The sequence below is a fragment of the Novosphingobium sp. Gsoil 351 genome (assembly GCF_009707465.1).
Classification (GTDB): domain Bacteria; phylum Pseudomonadota; class Alphaproteobacteria; order Sphingomonadales; family Sphingomonadaceae; genus Novosphingobium.
Genome location: NZ_CP046120.1, coordinates 3153868 through 3172743 on the forward strand (window position 1 = coordinate 3153868; position 18876 = coordinate 3172743).

General features: G+C 62.2%; 15 protein-coding genes. 7 read left to right on the forward strand and 8 right to left on the reverse strand.

Going from position 1 to position 18876, the window contains the following annotated elements:
• Positions 1 to 27: 27 nt before the first annotated feature.
• From GKE62_RS15250 to GKE62_RS15260, 3 genes are all read left to right on the forward strand, one after another.
• On the forward strand, positions 28 to 609 hold the full coding sequence (locus tag GKE62_RS15250) for a hypothetical protein (RefSeq protein ID WP_195908446.1): 582 nt from the start codon (positions 28 to 30) through the stop codon (positions 607 to 609).
• 14 nt (positions 610 to 623) lie between these two features.
• Positions 624 to 953 (forward strand): hypothetical protein, encoded by a 330-nt coding sequence (locus GKE62_RS15255; RefSeq protein ID WP_255453615.1) that lies wholly within the window; start codon positions 624 to 626, stop codon positions 951 to 953.
• 139 nt (positions 954 to 1092) lie between these two features.
• Positions 1093 to 2319: an MFS transporter gene (locus GKE62_RS15260; RefSeq protein ID WP_154692982.1), complete on the forward strand. Its 1227-nt coding sequence runs from the start codon at positions 1093 to 1095 to the stop codon at positions 2317 to 2319.
• A 488-nt stretch (positions 2320 to 2807) separates the two neighbouring features.
• Here GKE62_RS15260 and GKE62_RS19130 read toward each other — a convergent pair whose 3' ends face one another.
• Positions 2808 to 3530, reverse strand: coding sequence for a Fic family protein (locus GKE62_RS19130; protein WP_230206738.1), 723 nt, complete (start codon positions 3528 to 3530; stop codon positions 2808 to 2810).
• On the opposite strand from GKE62_RS19130, the gene GKE62_RS19135 reads away from it, so the two are divergent.
• Both GKE62_RS19135 and GKE62_RS15270 read left to right on the forward strand, forming a co-directional pair.
• Positions 3514 to 3945: a hypothetical protein gene (locus GKE62_RS19135; protein ID WP_230206739.1), complete on the forward strand. Its 432-nt coding sequence runs from the start codon at positions 3514 to 3516 to the stop codon at positions 3943 to 3945. The genes GKE62_RS19130 and GKE62_RS19135 overlap by 17 nt on opposite strands.
• Before the next feature lie 270 nt (positions 3946 to 4215).
• Entirely contained in the window at positions 4216 to 5046 is an 831-nt protein-coding gene (locus GKE62_RS15270; RefSeq protein WP_230206740.1) for a hypothetical protein, read from the forward strand.
• Between the two features lie 493 nt (positions 5047 to 5539).
• On the opposite strand, the gene GKE62_RS15275 is transcribed toward GKE62_RS15270, so the two are convergent.
• The 7 genes from GKE62_RS15275 to GKE62_RS15305 all read right to left on the reverse strand — a co-directional run bounded on the left by GKE62_RS15275 (position 5540) and on the right by GKE62_RS15305 (position 14893).
• The gene (locus GKE62_RS15275) at positions 5540 to 5752 is read right to left on the reverse strand and encodes a hypothetical protein (RefSeq protein WP_154692984.1); all 213 of its coding nucleotides are present in this window, start codon (positions 5750 to 5752) and stop codon (positions 5540 to 5542) included.
• A 250-nt stretch (positions 5753 to 6002) separates the two neighbouring features.
• Positions 6003 to 7349, reverse strand: a complete 1347-nt coding sequence (locus GKE62_RS15280) for a surface lipoprotein assembly modifier (RefSeq protein WP_154692985.1) — start codon at positions 7347 to 7349, stop codon at positions 6003 to 6005.
• A 27-nt stretch (positions 7350 to 7376) separates the two neighbouring features.
• A complete protein-coding gene (locus GKE62_RS15285; protein WP_154692986.1) occupies positions 7377 to 7574 on the reverse strand; it encodes a hypothetical protein in 198 nt (65 codons plus the stop codon).
• Between the two features lie 34 nt (positions 7575 to 7608).
• Positions 7609 to 8397 carry a hypothetical protein gene (locus GKE62_RS15290; RefSeq protein ID WP_195908447.1) on the reverse strand — a complete coding sequence of 263 codons (789 nt, stop codon included), beginning with the start codon at positions 8395 to 8397 and terminating at the stop codon, positions 7609 to 7611.
• Between the two features lie 533 nt (positions 8398 to 8930).
• Entirely contained in the window at positions 8931 to 10010 is a 1080-nt protein-coding gene (locus GKE62_RS15295; RefSeq protein ID WP_154692988.1) for a hypothetical protein, read from the reverse strand.
• Positions 10011 to 10134: 124 nt separating this feature from the next.
• The gene (locus GKE62_RS15300) at positions 10135 to 12570 is read right to left on the reverse strand and encodes a TonB-dependent receptor (RefSeq protein ID WP_154692989.1); all 2436 of its coding nucleotides are present in this window, start codon (positions 12568 to 12570) and stop codon (positions 10135 to 10137) included.
• Positions 12571 to 12574: 4 nt separating this feature from the next.
• Complete coding sequence (locus GKE62_RS15305) at positions 12575 to 14893, reverse strand: tetratricopeptide repeat protein (protein ID WP_154692990.1); 2319 nt, start codon at positions 14891 to 14893, stop codon at positions 12575 to 12577.
• Between the two features lie 1244 nt (positions 14894 to 16137).
• On the opposite strand from GKE62_RS15305, the gene GKE62_RS15310 reads away from it, so the two are divergent.
• Positions 16138 to 17607 carry a vanadium-dependent haloperoxidase gene (locus GKE62_RS15310; RefSeq protein ID WP_154692991.1) on the forward strand — a complete coding sequence of 490 codons (1470 nt, stop codon included), beginning with the start codon at positions 16138 to 16140 and terminating at the stop codon, positions 17605 to 17607.
• A gap of 455 nt (positions 17608 to 18062) precedes the next feature.
• A complete protein-coding gene (locus GKE62_RS15315; RefSeq protein WP_154692992.1) occupies positions 18063 to 18857 on the forward strand; it encodes a class I SAM-dependent methyltransferase in 795 nt (264 codons plus the stop codon).
• Positions 18858 to 18876: the final 19 nt, after the last annotated feature.

Here is an 18876-nt window from a genome sequence, read left to right on the forward strand (position 1 = left end):
AAATCGAATCCGACACAGGGATTAATGATGAAGAGTACCTCTTTGTTCAAGCTGTGGCTCTTCGCGCTCAGCCTCGCAGCAGGGCTTGCCGCCGCACCGACGCAATCTGCGTTGGCTCAGCCTGCAAGAAGCTACGAGAGGGTGGCAAACTGGGCCAAACTTGCGCCCGGCGACTCATGGCAGGAGATGAGCGGCGTCGACGTCGACAGCAGAGGCAACATCTACGCCTTCCAGCGCACGCCTTCGCGAGTGATGGTCTTTGATGCGAGAGGTAAGTTCCTGCGCTCTTGGGGAGAGGGCCTGTTTTCCGCTGCGCACGCCTTGCGCGTGGACCGACACGACAACGTATGGGTGACCGACAAAAAGCTCCACCAGGTCATGAAGTTCACACGCGACGGTAGACTCTTGATGACGCTGGGCACCAGGGGTGTCGCGGGAGCGAACGATTCCCGGGTATCGCTGAACGGCCCGGCCGACGTAGCCTTTGCGCCCAATGGCGACATTTTCGTCGCGGACGGTGAGAGCTCCAACACCAGGGTCGTCAGATACTCGAAGAAGGGCAAATTTATCGGCTACTGGGGGCAAAAGGCTCCGCGCCGGGCGAACTGATCACGCCTCACAGCATCGTGATGGATTCGCGCGGCCGCCTCTATGTAGCCAATCGAGGAAACAAGCGCGTCGAGATCTTCGACCAGCGGGGGACCTACCTTGGTCAGATCACCAATGCGGCCACTCCTTATGGCTTGGCGATCACTTCGGACGACGTCATCTACGTTGCCGACGGAACCGCCGGCAGCGAGGGCCTGACCGTGGTCAACACGCGCAACGGAAACGTTCTCTCTCACATCGTCGGGATGACGGGAGCGCACATGGTCACGGTCGATCGACGTGGGGCTATCTACGTCGCGGAAGTTCGCGGACGGGCGGTCGAGAAGTTCGTCCGGGTTCGATGATGCAGGACAATCCAGCCTCGCCCCGCGCGCATGGGCGAGCGGGCACGCGCGGCGCCGGGCGGCCGGCCGGAGGAACCATGGGGGAAACAATGGGGGCTCGGACGCGACACCGCAGGCGGATGGGCTGACCACTCGGCAGATGCTGAAGGCGATCATCGCCGGATCCGCTGGCAACTTGATAGAATGGTACGATTTCTACGTCTACGCATTCACCGCGATCTATTTCTCGAAGGCATTTTTCCCGGAAGGCGATCGAACCGCGCAACTGATCGGCACGGCCGGGATTTTTGCTGTCGGCTTTTTGCTACGGCCACTCGGAGGGTGGTACTTTGGGCGGCTGGCTGACCGTCACGGCCGCCGCGTATCGCTGGTTCGATCCGTTCTGCTGATGGGCTTGGGATCGTTCATGATCGCGGTGTTGCCGACTTACGCCCAAGCAGGATCTGCGGCCCCAGCACTCCTCCTGCTAGGCCGAATGATCCAAGGCTTTTCGACCGGCGGGCAATACGGCGCCACCGCGACGTACATGGCGGAGATCGCCGTGGGCTCTCGACGCGGATATTACGCGTCCTTTCAATATGTCACATTGATCGGCGGACAACTTGCCGCGCTCATGGTCATCCTGCTCCTGCAAACCATGCTGAGCGAGGTGGAAATGGCGGCATACGGCTGGCGTGTGGCGTTTTTGCTCGGTGCCGGCGGCGCGCTCCTGATCCTCTCGTTACGGCATTTGCTGGTGGAATCTTCGGGCGGTACTGAAGGCTCGGCCGGGGGGAGCCTGATCGAGCTCGTTCGGCATTGGCGCGCGGTTCTGATCGTGCTCGGGCTTACAGCGGGCGGCTCGCTGACATTCTACACCTTCTCGACGTACATGCAGAAGTACCTGGTCAACACCGCGCAAATCGCGCCTTCTACCGCCAACTGGATCATGACGGCAGCACTGGTGCCGTTCATTGCGTTTCAGCCCGCGCTCGGCGCACTGTCCGATCGCATCGGCCGGCGAACGAACCTGATCATCTTTGGCTTGCTTGCGACTTTGCTCACGGTCCCGTTGATGAAGGCCGCGGGGGCGGCGACCTCACCTACAACGGCATTTGCGTTGATCGTCTGCGGAATGTTTATCAGCAGTTTTTATACCTCAGTCAGCGGTCTTTTCAAAGCCGAGCTCTTCCCTATCCATATTCGAGCACTGGGGGTCGGGCTTACATATGGCATCGGCAACGGGATATTTGGCGGAACTGCCGAATTTGTCGCACTACAATTTAAGGCTTATGGTCACGAAACTTGGTTTTTTTGGTACGTTAGCGCGATCGCGTTCGCAACACTGCTCACTGCACTGGTAATGAGGAAAAAATCCGAAATATAGTCGACCCAAAAATGGGCTTATTTTATCATCACTCCAAATGAGCGACAAGTGGTTATTGTTTAAAGGGCATAGCGCGGGCTAGTTGGTGCGATTGCCAAGGCAGCGGGCGGTTGTGGAGTATTGATCGCGTTGGCCTGACTGCCTGCTTCAGACCGATGACATAGTTTCTACCGCAGGGGGTCTAGCGATTAAAGACGTTGCATGACAGTGACGTCTTATCTGATGTAAACTCGAGAGTGACCACCTTGCGGCGAGGGAAGTCGCAGCACCAAGCGGGGGGATGACTGGCCCATGCTACCCGAGGGAGGCATGTCGATGATAAGACGCGGGAGGGAACGTCTTTCGCGTGAGATGGCACTCTCCGATCCGATTTAAATCACGAGATCAAAGTCCGTTTAGCGCCGTCATGTCGGACATTTCCGCTCCCGACACCGTCTCCGAACGCCGCCGTCCGGGTTCAGGATACGTCGCCGAGAGTCAGGCCCTTTTTAGGTTGGCTTTTCTGGGAAGAGTCCGGGCATCCAACGTAATGCTAGCGTGGCAGGAAAGGCGATATGGAGAGGCGCCCGCGAGCTTTGAGATGAGAGAACACCCATATCAATGAGTGCCGATGCGACACGGCGGGCCTGACGTTCGCCTGTCCCAACAATTGTCTCGAGCTCCCCGCGTGGAATTTCGCCACGATAAAGCACGGCGTCGAGTACGTTCGCCGCCTTTGCTGGCAGGTTGCCGAGCGCGGCCTCTTCGGCCACCCATTGGTGAATACGTAGCCGCAGCCGGTTCGGCTCAACCAATCCCGACATGAACTCGACCTGGTCGATGCAAGCCTGCAGAAAGTAGGCTGTGAAACCCGCCAGTTCCTCCTCGCTGAGGGCCCCCCTTCCATCGAGATCATTGCGTCGCGGCAGATCGCAAGCCGCAAGGTGCTGCTTATAGCGCTCGGCGGTTCGACCTAGTCCGCGGGCTACTGACCAAATACCGCCAGTGTCGAGCGCGTCGAGCATCATTGCATGCGACATCAGCCGTGCGACACGGCCGTTGCCATCGAGAAAGGGGTGAATCCACACGAAGCGGTGGTGGGCGGCCGCCACCGAGACGATGGCATCGCTGCGCCCGGAGTCTGCCGTAGGCCCATTCGAAATGCTCCATAAAGCGCGGCACCGCGCCTGGGCTGATGGCGACATGGCGGCCCACTTGAACGTCGCGCTCACGCACCTGTCCGGGTTCGACGCGCACGCGTTCACCCGTATTCGGCAACTCCACCCACAGGAGATCTTCGGGCAATTCGGCGCAGAAACGGGCATGGGTTTCCTCCAGGCCCGCACGCGTATGAGCACGGCCGGAGAGCCCGCCCTCATCGATCCACTGCTGCACTTCGATGTGCGCGCGTGCTTCAAGTTGGAGGTCGCGCTTGACGGGGTCGTCGCTAAAGTCGTTGCGAAGGGCTCGCTCAATGTCGATCGGATGAGTGTCATGGCCTTCGATGAGATTGCTGTAATAGCAATTCATAGCCCGAACGAGGTCGGCCAATGCAGCGCTCACGCCCTGGGGAAGGCTGCTGCCAAAGGCGGCTGCCTTCGCAGCAAGATCAACGGCAAGATCGCGTACGGCCGGCAGGCGCGGTGAACCTTCGCCAATTTTCATCGGCTGCATTGAATCGATCGTTTCGCCGCGGTCTTCCGCCACTTATATGTCCGCTTTCATGTCCCGTTTAAGGTATGCTTGAAATAGCGCATTTCTGTCATATAGAGGCATATTCAACGTAAGTCTTGTCCCTTAGAATGTCCGGTTTGATGGCCGGTTAAAAACGCCTAGCGAGCAACCACAAAGATCCAGACTGATTCGAGGATGGAAGTGATGTCCTAAGGACATCACTCCCATCCTCCAAACAACAGCATGAGCGCCGCAGCAACCCTTCTCGTCCAAATGGCTCGGGATAGCGGTCGCGCTGTGGTCACCGAATTTGACCTGTTCGTGCTTGCTCGCCAGTTATTTCGCGACCGAGGCTATCGCGGCACCAAGCTTCCTTCACGCAATGGCCCTCTTAATGCACGACGTGCAAGAAAGCTCCTTTCGGAAGCGACCTTTGATCTCGGCCATTATCCGGGTGAAGTTCCGTCTCACTATCTTCGACGCGATCCGGATTTCACGTCAGTCTTGTTCACTGTCGGTGACGGCGATGCCACCAAGGTGATCCTCGACGCCGACCCTTTCGGCTATCTATCCCACGCCAGTGCGCTCGCTTTCCACGGACTGGGCGCTGACACTTCGGAGCTGCACATATCCGCGCCAATGCGCGGTCAATGGGCTGGGTGTGCCCGTCATTATATGGCGGCCATGCTCGGAGACGATCTGAATTCCGACAGTGACGAGGAACGCCTGTTCCCGCTCACAAAACCCAAGCCCTGTCCGGAAGTGCGAGGCCGCCCGTTGCACCGTCATGAACTGAGCAACCCGCTTTCACCGACAAGCTTCGATCCTGACCGCACGAGGGTGAGTCCGCCCGGGGCGACCTTCCGGGATACGCTTGCCGCTCCTGCGTGGTGCGGGGGGATGGATCAGGTGATTGCCATCTGGCGAACGCAAGCCGCTCACTATGTAGATGCGATCATATGCGCCGTTGCAGAAGCGTCCGAGAAGATTGTGCGAGTGCGGGCGGGCTACCTGCTTGAGGAAGTGCTCGGCATTCGCGATCCACGGATTGGGGCATGGCTTGCAGACGCATAACGGGGTAGCTCGCGAAAACTTGATCCCGCCGCACCCTACATTGGCCGCTTTTCGGCGCGTTGGATGTTGTCGATCAATGTGGACGCGCCAGACCTGCCTGCGACCACCGCGGATTGATTAGTGCACCCGGACTTACCAGGTCGATCCAGGCAAGCTATCCAGCAACTGCTCGTCAGCTTCGCGCTTGATCTCAGGCATTCCAACCTCGTTGCCGATCGCCGAAAAGCGGACATAGTTTTTGCCGACACTCAACTGGCGGCAATGTCGGACGATCCGGCAAATCCGCAGTCAAATCTCAAATGTTGGTTAACCGCCGCTCGCGCGAGCTGTGGCTTCTACCAGCTTTGCGCCCGCATTCCGGTCATTTAGGAATGGGCCCCTGTGTTCTGAAGACTTTCATAAGCGCCCCTTTGCGGAGGAAATTGGGCCCTCCACCGACGCGAGGGGCCGCAATTCCGCCATTAACACCGCAAGCGGACGAGGTGGGGGCGGCTCAGGGGCTATCGGGCTTATTGTTATCGTCGATGACAAGGAAGAGCCCAACTCCGAGGGCAACCGCTATGGCAATCCACAGCAACGTGCTCCCACCCCCCAATTCATTAGCTCCCATCGCCGGCGCGGTTGTGGTGGCAACTTCTGCTGCCTGCGCCATCGTCGCGGTGGCCAGCAAGCCGGCTGCCGCAATCGCGTTCTTCAGTCGCTTCACTATGGTACTCCTTAGTCTCTCGAAGTTCCCAGTACCGTCTGAAACAATACGGCGACCATCATTGAGTTGCCGCCAAAAGGAGCTTCGGCACCCGGAACTCGGACCGGCTGGGTGAGTCCAGCCTCGCGCAGCGCTAGCATCGCGCGGCGCGAATGATTGTGAAGGTTTGCCAAAGAGACAGTTAAGCAGGCGAATATTCCGCAATGCCAGGCTTGTTCCGGCTCATTTGGACTGATCCAGTGTATTGCTGTCAGAAGGCCTTGGCGATGCCCAACTCGGCGCGCTGGCGCTTCTGGTCGTAGAGGGCGATTGTCGAGAAGCTGCGGCTGTAGCTGAAGCGCAGCGAGGGGGCGAAACCGGAAACGTTCCAGTCTTGCTTGTAGATGCTGGCCGAAGCTTGCAACCGCCAGTCGCGCCGGGTGCGACCGAACGGGGCGAGCGGGCCGTCATTGACCTGACGGCCGACCTCGAGTGAAATCTGCGGGCGCAGGCCCCAGGCGATCTCCTTGAGCACCCCACCGCCGATCCGGCTCTGCCAGCTCGTCTGGCCGTGATCGTTAAAAATGCTCCGCTCGACGCTGGCGTAGGCGAAAGCGAGCGCCGAGGTGCTGAGCGCACGGTTGGCCGAGAGCGCGGCCTCGAGGTCCCAGCCATCGACGTCAGAACGCCGCGCATAGGCGTTGTGGCGCGTCGCGAGCGAGACTTCGAGCGCCCATTTGCCGCCGATGATCCGGTCGTAATTGAGTTTCCCACCGAGACTGCTAACAAGCTGCCGACCGCCGTACCAGCGCTGGAGCCCGGTCGCCGCGACGCGCAGCCGCCCGCCCTCAAGGCGAAACTCGGGCCCGGCTTCGCCGCCGACGTAGATGTCGTTGAACCGGTGGTCGTCATAACGAGCCAAGCGGCCGTAAGCGCCCAGGTAGATCGGCAAGGCCGTGTTGCGCCGGATGCGGACGTTGGCGTCCGCGGCAACGATCGCCCCGATGCCCGACCGCGCGCGCGATTCCGGATCGAGCTCGAAAGGCAGTCCGAACACATCGACCTGCTCTTTGGCGGTGGCGGAATTGATGTTGCTGTCGGGCGCGATGCCGAGCGTCAGGTTGAAGCGCCACGCCCGCCGCGCGCGGATCGCCTCGCGGAACCGGGCGATGTTGGCGATTACGGCTTCGGGCGGGTGCGCGGCGATGGCGAGCTTGAAGTGGTAGTCGGCGTCCTCGTCGTCTTGCTGGAGGAACAGCGTCCGCGCCAGTTCTAGGCGGACCCGAACCAGGCTGGGGTCGTCCGCGAGGATCTTGCGAAACAGTGCCTCGGCGCGCTTGTAGTCCTTGCGGGCGAGCGCGATCATCGCGTCGAGGAAATCGCGTTCGACCCCGCCCGCCCGGTCCGCCGCCAGCCGGTCGAGCAGCGCCTGCGCCTCGTCATGGCGCCCGACGTCGATCAGGCGGCCGGCAATCGCGAGGACATCATCGGCGGAAAGGCTTTCAAGGCGGATGGATTGGGGCGGCTCGCCCGGCGCTGCCTCGTTGCCAAGCACAGAGGTGGCGAGGGAAAGCTGAAGCACCACAGGAAGCAGGCTGAAATCGATGGGGCGGAGCATGGCAGCGGTTTCCCTCGGACGATGCGATCATGGCCCCTTTGCAGCGGCAAAGACCCCGGCCGTGTACTCGGTGCCGTCCCTGAAAAATTGATAGACCCCGCCGACTTCGGCCGCCTGCGGTCCGAAGAAGGCGCCGTCGATGGCGATGCTCGCGCCGCCTCCTCCTCCGCAAGCAGCGAGGATGAGGATCAGCGGGAGAGCCAGATGCGGGCTGCGACCGGTCATGGCGAAGACTCCTTTGATCGGGAGGAACTGAATGTCAGTTGCGCGTGCCGACGAACGCTCCGGCGATCGCCAGGGCGCCGTCACGCAGCAGGTGGAGCACGCCGCCGGCTTCGTCTGCGGAGGGTCCGAAGAACGCGCCTTCGAGGCTGCCGCTGATCCTGCCGGGCTGATCGATCCCGCCCGGTCCGCCGAACGGAGTCAGGCTGGTGCCGGCAAGCGCAAGCGTAAAGCCGCCGTCGCTACGGATCGGCCCGGCGCCGTTGACGTCGAGGCCGGTGACAGTGAACGAGCCGCCGTCGTACCCGCCTGGACGAAGCCCGGCCTGGGTGAACAGCCTCGCCGCCATCGTCTGGCGTCCGAAGTCGGCGGACAGCGTAAAGCTGTCGATCAACCTTATCGTGTTCGCGCTGTTGCCTGCGTTGCTGACGAGCGATGCCGAATAGCTGGCCGTTCCCGAGTGCGGCAGTTCGCCGGCTTCGGTTCGCCGCCCGGTGACGAACATGAGGGTCTGCACCGGTCCGCTGCGGTTGCAGTTGCAAGCGGGATCCTTGGTATATTCGGTCCGCTCCCACCCACCGTAGGATACGTAGCGAAGACCGAGGTTGTAGTTGAATACCAAGCCCTCCGTGGTCGTGGCGGAGGTGTCGTTGACCGGCCCGTAGACCCGCGCGCCGACCGCATCGAACTGACGGGTCGAACTCGATCCATCGGAAAAGTGATCGACGATTGTAACATGATTGCCGAACTGCCCAGGTCCTTTGAGCACGTTGCCAAGGTCGTCGGCCCTGCTGAGGTCGTAGGCGCCCCGCATCGGGAACGGCACCGCTGTCACCTCCAGCGTATAGATTCCCGACGCCGGCGCGGCGGTGAAGCTGACCGCTGCGGCGGAAAGGATTTGCGCGCTTTCGGGTCCGTTAACGCCAAACTGCGGGGAGCCCCCCTGACCTCGTGTTTGATCGCGATTGCACCGGTGGTTCCCGCAATCTGGCCGGCATACCCGCTGAGTGGGGTCAACGAGGTTTCGCTCGAAGTCAGGGCCGGGGCTGGGCTCGGTTCGGGCGTAGGGCTCGGCGTCGGAGTGGACGCCGGAGCCGGGCTCGGCATTGGCGCCGGCGTGGAAGCGACTGGAGCCGCGAGCGGGGGCGGCGCGCTGACGAGATCGCCACCACCGCGACCGCCGCCGCACGCAGCAAGGGCGAGGATCAAAGGAAGGGCGGGAAGTTGGCTGCGGCGGATCATGGCGAACAATCCTTTCCCTGGACCAGAAAATCGCGGTCCTTGAGTCAAGCGGCTGTGAAGAGGGTGACGGTAGGGGTCTTCATGGTTGGGTCTCCCCTTTCGGGGGATGGCGGACGCTCAGTTTTTCAAACCGACGAAGGCGTCGCTGATCGACGCTTCGCCTGGATTCGTTCCTAGCGCGAAGACACCGCCAACCTGCATCGCATTGGGACCGAAGAATGCCCCATCGAGTAGCCCGGTCGCGGGCGAGGTTCTTGTGTTCTGGTCGGCGATGAACCAACCGCTTAGCGGTATCGTAAATGTGCCAGATTGCAGGATCGGTCCCGTTCCATGGATATCCAGTCCGGTGGTGACGCTGAATCCCCCGACGCTGCCGCCGGACAGAGCGTACTCCTGAGAGAGTTGCGCTGACATGGCACGTTGGGCGAAGTCTGCCGAAAGCGTTAGATCGACTCCTCCGAGAGAAGCCGCACGGTAGCTTGCGGTACCAGTTACTGGGATCTGCGCAGCGGGAGTCCTGTCGCCATGGACGAACAGGACCGAGCTTTTCTCGTAGACGTTTCCAGAGCTGTCGGTGGCGGCGAGTTGGTAAGTCCATTCTCCCAACGAGACGTATGACAGGCCAACGTCATAGGTACCGAGATAATTCTGGATTCGCCGGGTGCTGCTGAACGCCTCGGAAACCGGATTGGTGTAGTCGCGCCTTCTCGAGCTGTTGAGCTTGATCCTTCCCGAGCTGTCGGTTGCGGTTAGATCGTCGCCGAACTTGAGCGGTATTTGGCCCAAACCGACGGGGGAGAAGTCTCTCGATTGCGGCGTGAAGGTCGCGGTCGAACTGGTCGGTCCGCCGGGCAAAGCCGGCGCGGTAAGCTGGATCGTGTAGGAAACGTCGCCAGTGGCCGGTCCCGCCTGATAGGTGGTTATCTGCACTTCGCCGGGCGCGGCCAGGCGATAGGACGTCGAAGCCGTGTCGGTCAGCACGGCAATGGCCTGATATGTGCCGGGCCGTGTCGCTGGCGATGGAATCGTCGTCACGGTGTAGGAACTCGACGACGCAGTCGGGCCTGCGGGCTGCGATGATTGCGCGACTGGCGGCGGTGTGCTGGTCAGCGATGCCACCCCACCGCTTCCGCCGCCACATCCGGAAAGCGCTGCCGCGGTGGCAAAAAGTGCCGACATTCGGATGTAGCTGGTCATAGTCCGCTCTCCAACGAGAAGGGGACCGGACTACCACGATCGGACTGTGTCCACCGTGAAGCCGAAGCGAAGACTCGGTCAAGCTTCGCCAAAGATTGGCTGAAGCCAGACGGCGAGCAAAACGTCAGCGGGGATAGCGCACTGTCAGGCCAAGGCGGCGGCGCTCGCCCAGGACGAAGTCCTGCGGTCGCGGCTGGCCGAGGTAGAACGATGCCGCCCGACCGCCGCCACCGCCTGCGCTCCGGATGTATCGCCGATCGGTGAGGTTGGTGCCCCACAGCTCGGTCGCTACCGGGCCGAGCGGAAACGAAAAGCGCGCGTCGAGCAGCGTACGCGCGCCAAAGGCGAGACCCTCGATCTGACGGTCGAAGACGTTGCCCTGATGCGACAGCTCGACCCGCAGCCGTCGTCCCGCCAGTGGCTCCAGCGTCAAACCAGCGGTCCAGCTCGTCCCGACGGAGCGCGATGGGCGGTTTCCCGAAATATCGGGGACCAGTTGCCCGGGCAGGACATGGCTTGGCACGATCCGGCAGAAGCTGGAAGTGGATACACCAAGCGCCAGGCCGCAGAATGCACTGCCGCCCGGATCCTCGCTGCCCGGCTTGAATCGCGCGTGGGCATAACTGAAGGCAGCGTCGAGCCCGAGCCAGCGCGCCGGGGCCAGATCACCTGCGAGTTCGATCCCCCAAGTCTCGATCCCCTTGGTGTTGTGGGAAATCAGCGAGCCAATACCAGGCGTCACCGGAAACCCGACGATCTGGGTGTTGCGCCAGTCGATATGATAGCCGGTCGCTTGCGCCGAACGCAGCACGCCGTGGCCAGCGTATTTGACGCCCAACTCGGCGGTCCAGTTGCTTTCGGGCTCGAAGGTCTGCTCTTCGGGAACAAGATTGGGCTGTGGATTGATTCCCCCCGACCGCGATCCGCGCGCATAGGAGGCATAAGTCAGCCAGCCCGGTTCGGGCCGAAAGTCGATGCTGACGCGGGGCGTCAGGTCGAAGAACCTGCGCGGGCCGAGGGTCTTGCCAAAGCTGGAGCGGAAGTTAGCCAGACGGGCGTCGAGCGCCACCCGCTCCCAATTGCCGCGCAATTCGCCGCGCAAGCGCACTGCGGTGGCGAGGCGGTAGTCGGCGGCGGCAAAGAGCGCCAAGGTCTGGCGGTGCTCTGCTGCATCGTTCTGAACCAGTTGGCTGGCGTTCGGATCTGCGACAAGGGCATTGTTGACGAAGGCGAGGGCGCCGACGCGTTGTGGATTAGCCAGCACGAGAGAGGTCAGCCGCTCGGTCGGGGTCAGCGATCCGCGGGCCGCTCCGAAAGCATCGATCGAGCGCATCCTCGTCACGAAAGCGACCGCTCCGGCTTGCCACTCGAGTCTCCCCGGCCCTGCGCTGCGGAAGCGCAACTCCTGGACGAATTCGCGTGTGTTGCGGCCGGTCCGGCCCACGCGATCGACCGGCTGAAGCCGCAATACGGGCAGAACGAGGCTGGCCGGGCCCGAACAGTTGACCCCTGTCGCGCAGACCCCGAACAGCTCGCCGCCGGGATAACCGTCGGCGTCGCGGAACGAGGTCGTTCTCGCCTCGTAATAGCTCGTGTCCGACAGCAGTTCGATTTGGCCGAGTTCGAGGGTCAAGTGGAGCGCAACTTGCCCGGTGTGGTTGGTGGATTCAGGAATTCCCGGCGAGAGGGCGATTTGCGAGGGAATCGGAGCGACGCCGCAAAAGTAGCTCCAGACACCCGACGCAGGATCGCGCGCACCGCAGTTGTACTGGCGATAATCGAGCGTGAACTGGGGCTGTTGCGCGGTGCGGATCGAACCGTACCGGGCGGACAGGCGCAGCCCCAGCGGCCCCGTTCCATCGCGCGTGGCAATCGTCGCGGAGATCGCGTTGCTGCGAAGGCCGCCGAGGTGCTCGCCAGGCGCCGCGGTGTTCTTCCAAGTCCCACCGGCGTTGCGCCAAGCGAGCGCGATCCGGCCTGCCAAAAGTTGGTCGATCGGCCCCGAGACGGTACCGCCCATATCGAAATTGCGGTCGCTGCCGAAACCGCCAGAAATGGTCGCAAAGGACCCTTCGGTGGGGCGCGCCGGGACGTAGGCAATCAAACCGGCGAAGCTCGAATGGCCGAACAAGGCGCTTTGCGGCCCGTGCACCACTTCGATCCGCTCGAGATCGAGCGGTTCCACGTCCTTGCCGTCGCGGCTCGCTTGATAGACGCCGTCGACGAACAGCGCGGTTGCCGAGTCACTCGTGGGATTGGGCTGGTGCTGGCCGCGCAGCACAGGCTCGCTGAACCCTCCTTGTACGTTCTCGAACGATAGTCCCGGCACTTTCGTGGCAAGCGACTGCAAGCCCTCGACCGCTCCGGATCCGATCGCGCCCGCGGTCACCACATTCACCGTCAGGGGAATGTCGGCAAAGCGCTCGTCCTGGCGCCGGGCGGTGACGATAATCTCAGGGTCGGCTTCTTCTGCAAGCGCGGCCCAAGGCATCGCCGTAGCCGCCAAAAGCGCAAGGCGCAGGTGCCGGAGGCGATCCGGAAAGATGAGCGAACACTTCATTTCTTCAGGTCCGGCCGGCCGGAGGCCTCACCGGCACTCTACCCGCCCGGCGCAAGGCGTCGAGCTTGTCCCGCTGTAAACGGGCCGCGTGCCGGCAATATTCGGAAATCTCCTTGAAGCGCGGATCGTCATGGACTGGCACCCAGATCGGCTCGTGCTCGATCAAGTACCACCAATGGCGGATGTCATGACCGGTTTCGATCGCCGCCTTGAGATTGCTGAGCGCCTGATCGCGTTCTCCCAACAGCATCAAGGCGGCCGCCCTCGTGCGGTAGATGCCGACAATTCCATAACGCGGATGCGCATCGAGCCATTGAATGGTCTGCGCAAGAAACCGCTCGCCCGCCTGCCGTTTGCCCTGTGCGAGCAAGATTTGACCCAACACCGGCGCAACCGTCGATTGCGGCAGGCTCTGCGTTCTTGGATCGCTCAGGTCGAAGCCATAGCGCGAAGCAATGGTCTCGGCGGCCGAGGCATATTGCTTTGTATGAAAGGCCTGGTCCCTGATCGACTCGACCCACAACCAGTTCTGGAACCGGTTGAACAGGGTTCCACGGCGTCCGAGCGCCGCCTGCGCGGCAGATCGCCAGTCGCCCCGATATTGGGCCAAAATCGCGCGGGTCGAATCCCGGGTTGCCGGGGTCGTTGCGGCCAGCCTTTGCGCGGCCTCGAGATCGCCGGCGTCGAGATAGAACGCCACCGCCATGTGCGGGCCCCAGGGATTCTGCGGGTCGGTGGCAATTGCCCGCTCCATTCGCTCGATGGCTTCGGCAGTCTCGCCATGAAACATCCAGCGGCGGCTGGCGTAGCGGTTGGCGAGTGGGTAGTTGTCCGGATCGAGCGCAAGCGCCCGCACTTGTTCGGCTTCCATCTGCTCGGGAGTCGCTTCTCCAAGCCTCTGCATGATGGCAATAAAGCGGGCGCGCGGGTTGAGCGGATCTATAGTCAGCACTCGCTCGAGCAGGCGCTTGCGTTCGGCGCCGTTTTCGCCATCGCGGGTGACGGTGCCGTCGCCGATGCCGTCGATGGTGCCGCCGTTCTGACCGCCTCCCAGGAACTGGGCAAATGAAGTGAGGCCACGGCTATTGCTCGGGTCGAGCCGGGCCGCACGGCGGAACCAGGCGGCCTTCTGGTCCCGCGATGCATTCGCCCACATGGCCTCCGCAAACCAAGCTTCGCCTGAACCGGGAGCGAGCCGCAAGGCTTTCTCGAGCAGTGGCTGGTAGCGGGCACGGACCGGTCCGAGGTCGTCCCGGCGCAAATCGGCGCCTTGCATGCGCGCATCGAACAGCGCGACCATGGCGGGCGCGAACTCAGGATCGAGCTTGACCGCCCGTTCAAAATATCCGGCCGCCGCGTCGGTTTCCCTGACCGTGAACCGGCCCAGCAGCGACTTCCCCTTGAGATAGGCGAGATACGCATCGGTATTGCGGGTGGCCGCAGCGGCTGGGGCAAGATCGCCCAGATTGCTTGTCCTTGTTTCCAGCGACGTTGCTACCCGCTCGGCAATGCGGTCCTGCAGCGCATAGAGCTTGTTGATCGGCCAGTCGTATCGCTCCGACCAGAGCCGCACGCCCCTGGTGGTATCCACGACGAAGCATGTCACCCGCAAGGTGTCGCCAGTGCGCTGGATGCTGCCTTTGACGACATAGCCGGCCTGCAACTGCCTTCCAGCTTTCCTGGCGGGGGCGCCCGCTGCACTGCTCATCAGTGCGGAATCGCGGGCGATAACGGTCAATCCGCGCATCGTTGAAAGCCGGTTGAGCACCATTTCGGGAATGCTGCGAGCGATGTAGGCGTCGGCAGGGTCACTGCTGAGATTGTCGAAGGGCAGCACTGCAACTCGCAACGAAACCTTCGAGGCAGTCTGGTCGGCGCGGGGCCAGATCGTCATCGCCGCCAAGCCGCCGGTCGCGGCTAGCCCCAGCGCTGCGGCACCAAAGATCATTTTCCATCGCCGGGCGGCTTGCTGCATCGGCGCTGCCTCGCCGCCGCCGAGACGCACCGGCGCCGCAACCATCTGATAACCGGCTCCCCGCCGCGCAGCGAAGTAGCGGGGGTCCTTCGGGTCGTCGCCGAGCGCGTCGCGAAGCAGCTTGGCGCGCTGGGTGATCGTCTCCGGATTGACGAAGATCCCCTTCCACACCCGGTCCATCAGAGCATCGATGGATAGAACCTTCGGGGCTGCACGAACCAATGCGAGCATAAACTCGAACGAAAGCTGAGGCAGGGAAATGGCATCGCCGTCGCGTGAGATCGACTGCGCCCCCACATCAATGGTCAGGTCGCCGACCTGCCAGCTTTCGTCAGTCCCATCCGCCATAGCACCGCCCACAATCCGTGGGTTCTAGTCCACGGCAAAAGCAATTCTACTCCTGTGCGACGAATTCAGCGAGCACGACTGGTTCATCGAACGGGGCCGATGAAGTTGATACAACATTTTGATATTATTGGCTTCATCAACTCTTTGGCAAACCTTCATCGTCGCGGGGAGGCGACTGCGCATTTGCCGGTGAACCTTGGGAGGGATATCGAATGCCGAAAGGATGAGGTGATCGGGGCAATGCAATTCGTGAGAGCCTTCGATGGCTACGAGTCGCCGCGAAATTGCTGCCCGTCGTGAATTCCCGCTGGAAGGCTCTCGTCGGCACTAAGCATGAGGTTTGACACGATCGCTATTGTGGGTGCTGGAGTGGGGCTGACGGAGGGGCTGCGAGTAGGTGCAAAGCACAATGACCGGCGGACCCGCGGCGCGCTTTGAACCCCGCATCCGCCACTTGGTATGACGAGTGGGTGTCCAATGAGACGTGCGCCTGAAATGACGGGCATTGTGCCTCGCCTCTCTATCCCCGCGGGCCCGTTCGCCGCCGAGCTTTGGGGCAGAACCTCGGTAACGCGCGCTATTCAGCCTTCGCCGCGGATCGTCCGGCTGCGTTCTATCTAAGCATCCCGCGACCGACCGACTTGATTGTGGGCGAGGGCCGCCGGATCGGCATGATGCTTCGTTTTCCGGGCTGATTCCATTCAAGCCGCACGCTTTGACGTCTTTTTGGCGACGCTTCATCAACACTTCACCAAAACTTTGGCCGCGCTTCACGGTGCTTACGCTGCGACACGAATAAGCTCGGCGCAACGATCGCAGCCAGGATGCCGAACCATGCGCCCGATCTTCATCGGTTCTCCAGCTCTGATCCGAGGCGGCTGCGCGCGGAGTTCGGGGTCAGCAAGGCTTTTCTGGGAGCGATTGGTCCAAGGGGTGGTGGAAGCACGAGTATCAACGTCCGGCGAGCGGGGGCTATCGGCAACGAGCGCGATGGTGTCGGCAAGCCACGCACAAGGATCGACCTCAGGCAATGATGTCAGAAACTTGAGGTTGGTGTTTGTCTCAAGCAGTCCGCCAGAAATCGGCATAAGATCGGCAGGAGATCGGCTCCAGGTCATTGCAAGCAAAGCCGAGGGCGTTGAATTTGCCTCCGCGGAGTCTTGAGGCGGGTAAGTGGGGCCATCCCTGAGTTGCGATACCGGTTCGGGTGTTAGGGTGCGAAATGAAATAGGGAGTACCAAGACATGAAAACTGGATCCGGTTGCTATTCCGCTCAGTTGCCGCGCATCCGCGCAACGCTTGCCTGCGGGGTCCTGTCGCTGATGGCGGCAGGGTGCGGCGGCAGTTCGGATCCAATGCCTTCAGCCGTAACGCTTGGGCAGGCTCCCGCCGCCGCGCTCAGCCAGCTCAAGCCCACCCCTGCACCCGTTACCGCTGAGACCGACGCGGTGGCCGTCTGGAACGAGAAGGCGGCGACCACGCTCGTCAACGCACCCACCGGCAGCCCATCGGGCCTCGGGTTCCCGCCTCCGGTCGCGTTCATTCATCTGGCGATCGTCCAGGGCGCGGTCTACGACGCCGTCAACGCCATCAAGGGTGGTCACGACGCCTACCTCGGCGGATTGCAAGCACCCACCAGCGCCTCCAAGGGCGCGGCGTCAGCGACGGCGGCGCATGATGTTCTGAATGCCCTTGTCGATCAGGCCCCGTTGACGGCAACAGTGACCACCGATCTCAAGGCCGCGATCAAATCCCGCCTCGATTCAGATTACCAGGGCTTGCTGGATACGATCCCGAACGGCGACGCGAAAGACGCGGGCAAGAAGGTCGGCGCCGAGGCGGCGGCGGCAATGCTCGCCAATCGGGTTGGTGACGGCCGCTTCGGCCCCGGGGGCTTTCCGTTCCCGTCATCGCCGGGACCGGGGCAATGGCGCCCCATGCCCGTGAACGATCCCAACGCGTGGGTCCGTAACGTGAAACCGTTTACATTGCCGCAGCAGGATTATTATCAGACGACGGGGCCAAACTCGCTGACAAGCGCCCAGTACACGATCGAATTCAACGAGGTGAAGGCGTTGGGCCGGGTTACCGGCTCTACCCGGACGCCAGCTCAGACCGAATTGGCATATTGGTCGGGCGGACACCCCCTCCCGATGATTTACGCAGCCATGCGCCAGGTTGCGGCTGCGAAGGACCTGACGATCACCGAGCAAGCGCGATTCCACGCGATGACCAGCATGTCCGGGGCGGACAGCCTGATCAACTGCTGGGCGGAAAAGGCTCGCTGGGGCTTCTGGCGCCCGACGACGGCGATCCAGCTCGCGGCCGATGACGGCAATCCCGATACCGCGGCCGATGCGACCTGGACTTCGCTTCTCGCGTTGCCGCCGTACGCGGACGAACCATCGGGCGCCAATTGCGTCTTCAGCGGAGTGATGAACGCTGCAAAGGCCTTCTTCGGCAGCGACCAGGCCGTGTTCGATATCGCCAGCCCGGGTCCCGCCGGGACGACGGGGTTGGGGTCGACGCGGCACTACATCAGCTTCAGCGGGGTCATCCCGGATGTCATCGATGCGCGAGTGTTCGGCGGCTTGCACTTCCGCACCGGCGACGTGCACGGCGCGTTGCTGGGGCAAGCCGTGGCGAGCTACATAGATGCCAACTTCTTCAACTGCGGCCCTCCGGGTCAGTGCAAGCAGGAAGAACGCCCATAACGCTGGCGTAGCCGCTCGGCTTTCGGGATAAACGCGCTCCGAGCCGGCACGGACATCCAGCGCAAGACGAGGCAGACTCTTTGGGCGCGTAGCTCCGAAAGATCGGGCAATGCTTCGTCGGAAGACATTTGCTCGTATCGCGCCGCGAGGCGGCTGGCGTGGCGGGCGTACATTTGGGTCGCGTCCGTCATCTCAGTAAGCCCGGCGACCGGCCGTCAGGCAAATGTCACGCCAACCATCCGGCATTGTGCCGGGCGATTGCCGCTCCGGTCCAAACGGCGAAAATCTTAGATTGGCCCTTCTGAGCGGCCAGGCAGGAACCGGCCCCTTTCCGGGCGACGCCTAGATGGGGGCGACAGGCGCGATGCTTCTCGCGAGGTCGACAATGCTGGACGGTATCGCATGCAGCTGAGTGACAGGTTAGACTGTGACCGGCCACTTCTGCGGAGCATGCCATGAAGCTTGATGCAAAGTTCGTGGGATCCATTCCTTCACTTTACGAAGAACATTTGGTGCCGGTGCTGTTCGCACCGTTTGCCAAGGATCTGGTTGCCAGGGCAATGGCGTTGAAATCCCGCGAAGTTCTGGAAGTAGCGGCAGGAACGGGGGTGGTAAGTCACCTTCTGGCCGAGGCGTTGCCCAACGCGCGCATCGTCGCGACGGATCTCAACCTCGCGATGCTCGAGGTTGCCCGATCCCGAGGGCAGTTTGCCAACCTCTCGTTCGAGGAGGCCGATGCCCAGAGCCTCCCCTTTGACCACCGCTCCTTTGATCTGGTCCTTATTCAATTCGGCGCGATGTTCTTTCCCGACAAGATGGGCGCATATGCCGAGGCGCGCCGCGTATTGGTTCCCGGCGGCACCTTGCTATTCAACGTTTGGGACCGCATCGATTCGAACCCCGGAAGCGCAGCGATTCACAAGGCTGTTTGCGACAGCGTGCCGGCACCCAAGCCGGAGTTCCTCGCTCGAACTCCCTTCGGATATAACGATCCTGAATTGATCGAAAGCCAACTGCGGGCTTCCGGCTTTACCACGGTCACAATCGAGCGTGTCGAGCAAATCAGCCCTCCACGTAGCGCCGAAGCGCTTGCGCGCGGTATGTGCCTGGGAAGTCCGCTTGCCAACGAACTCGCGGCTCATTCCCGATCCATACAGGAGAGGGCTCTCGCCGATGCAACGGAAGCTGCCAAACACGCAGAAGGTAGCGGGAGACTAGCGATGGCGGCCCTAGTCGTCACCGCAAGCTGAGATGCGTTCACGCGCCGGA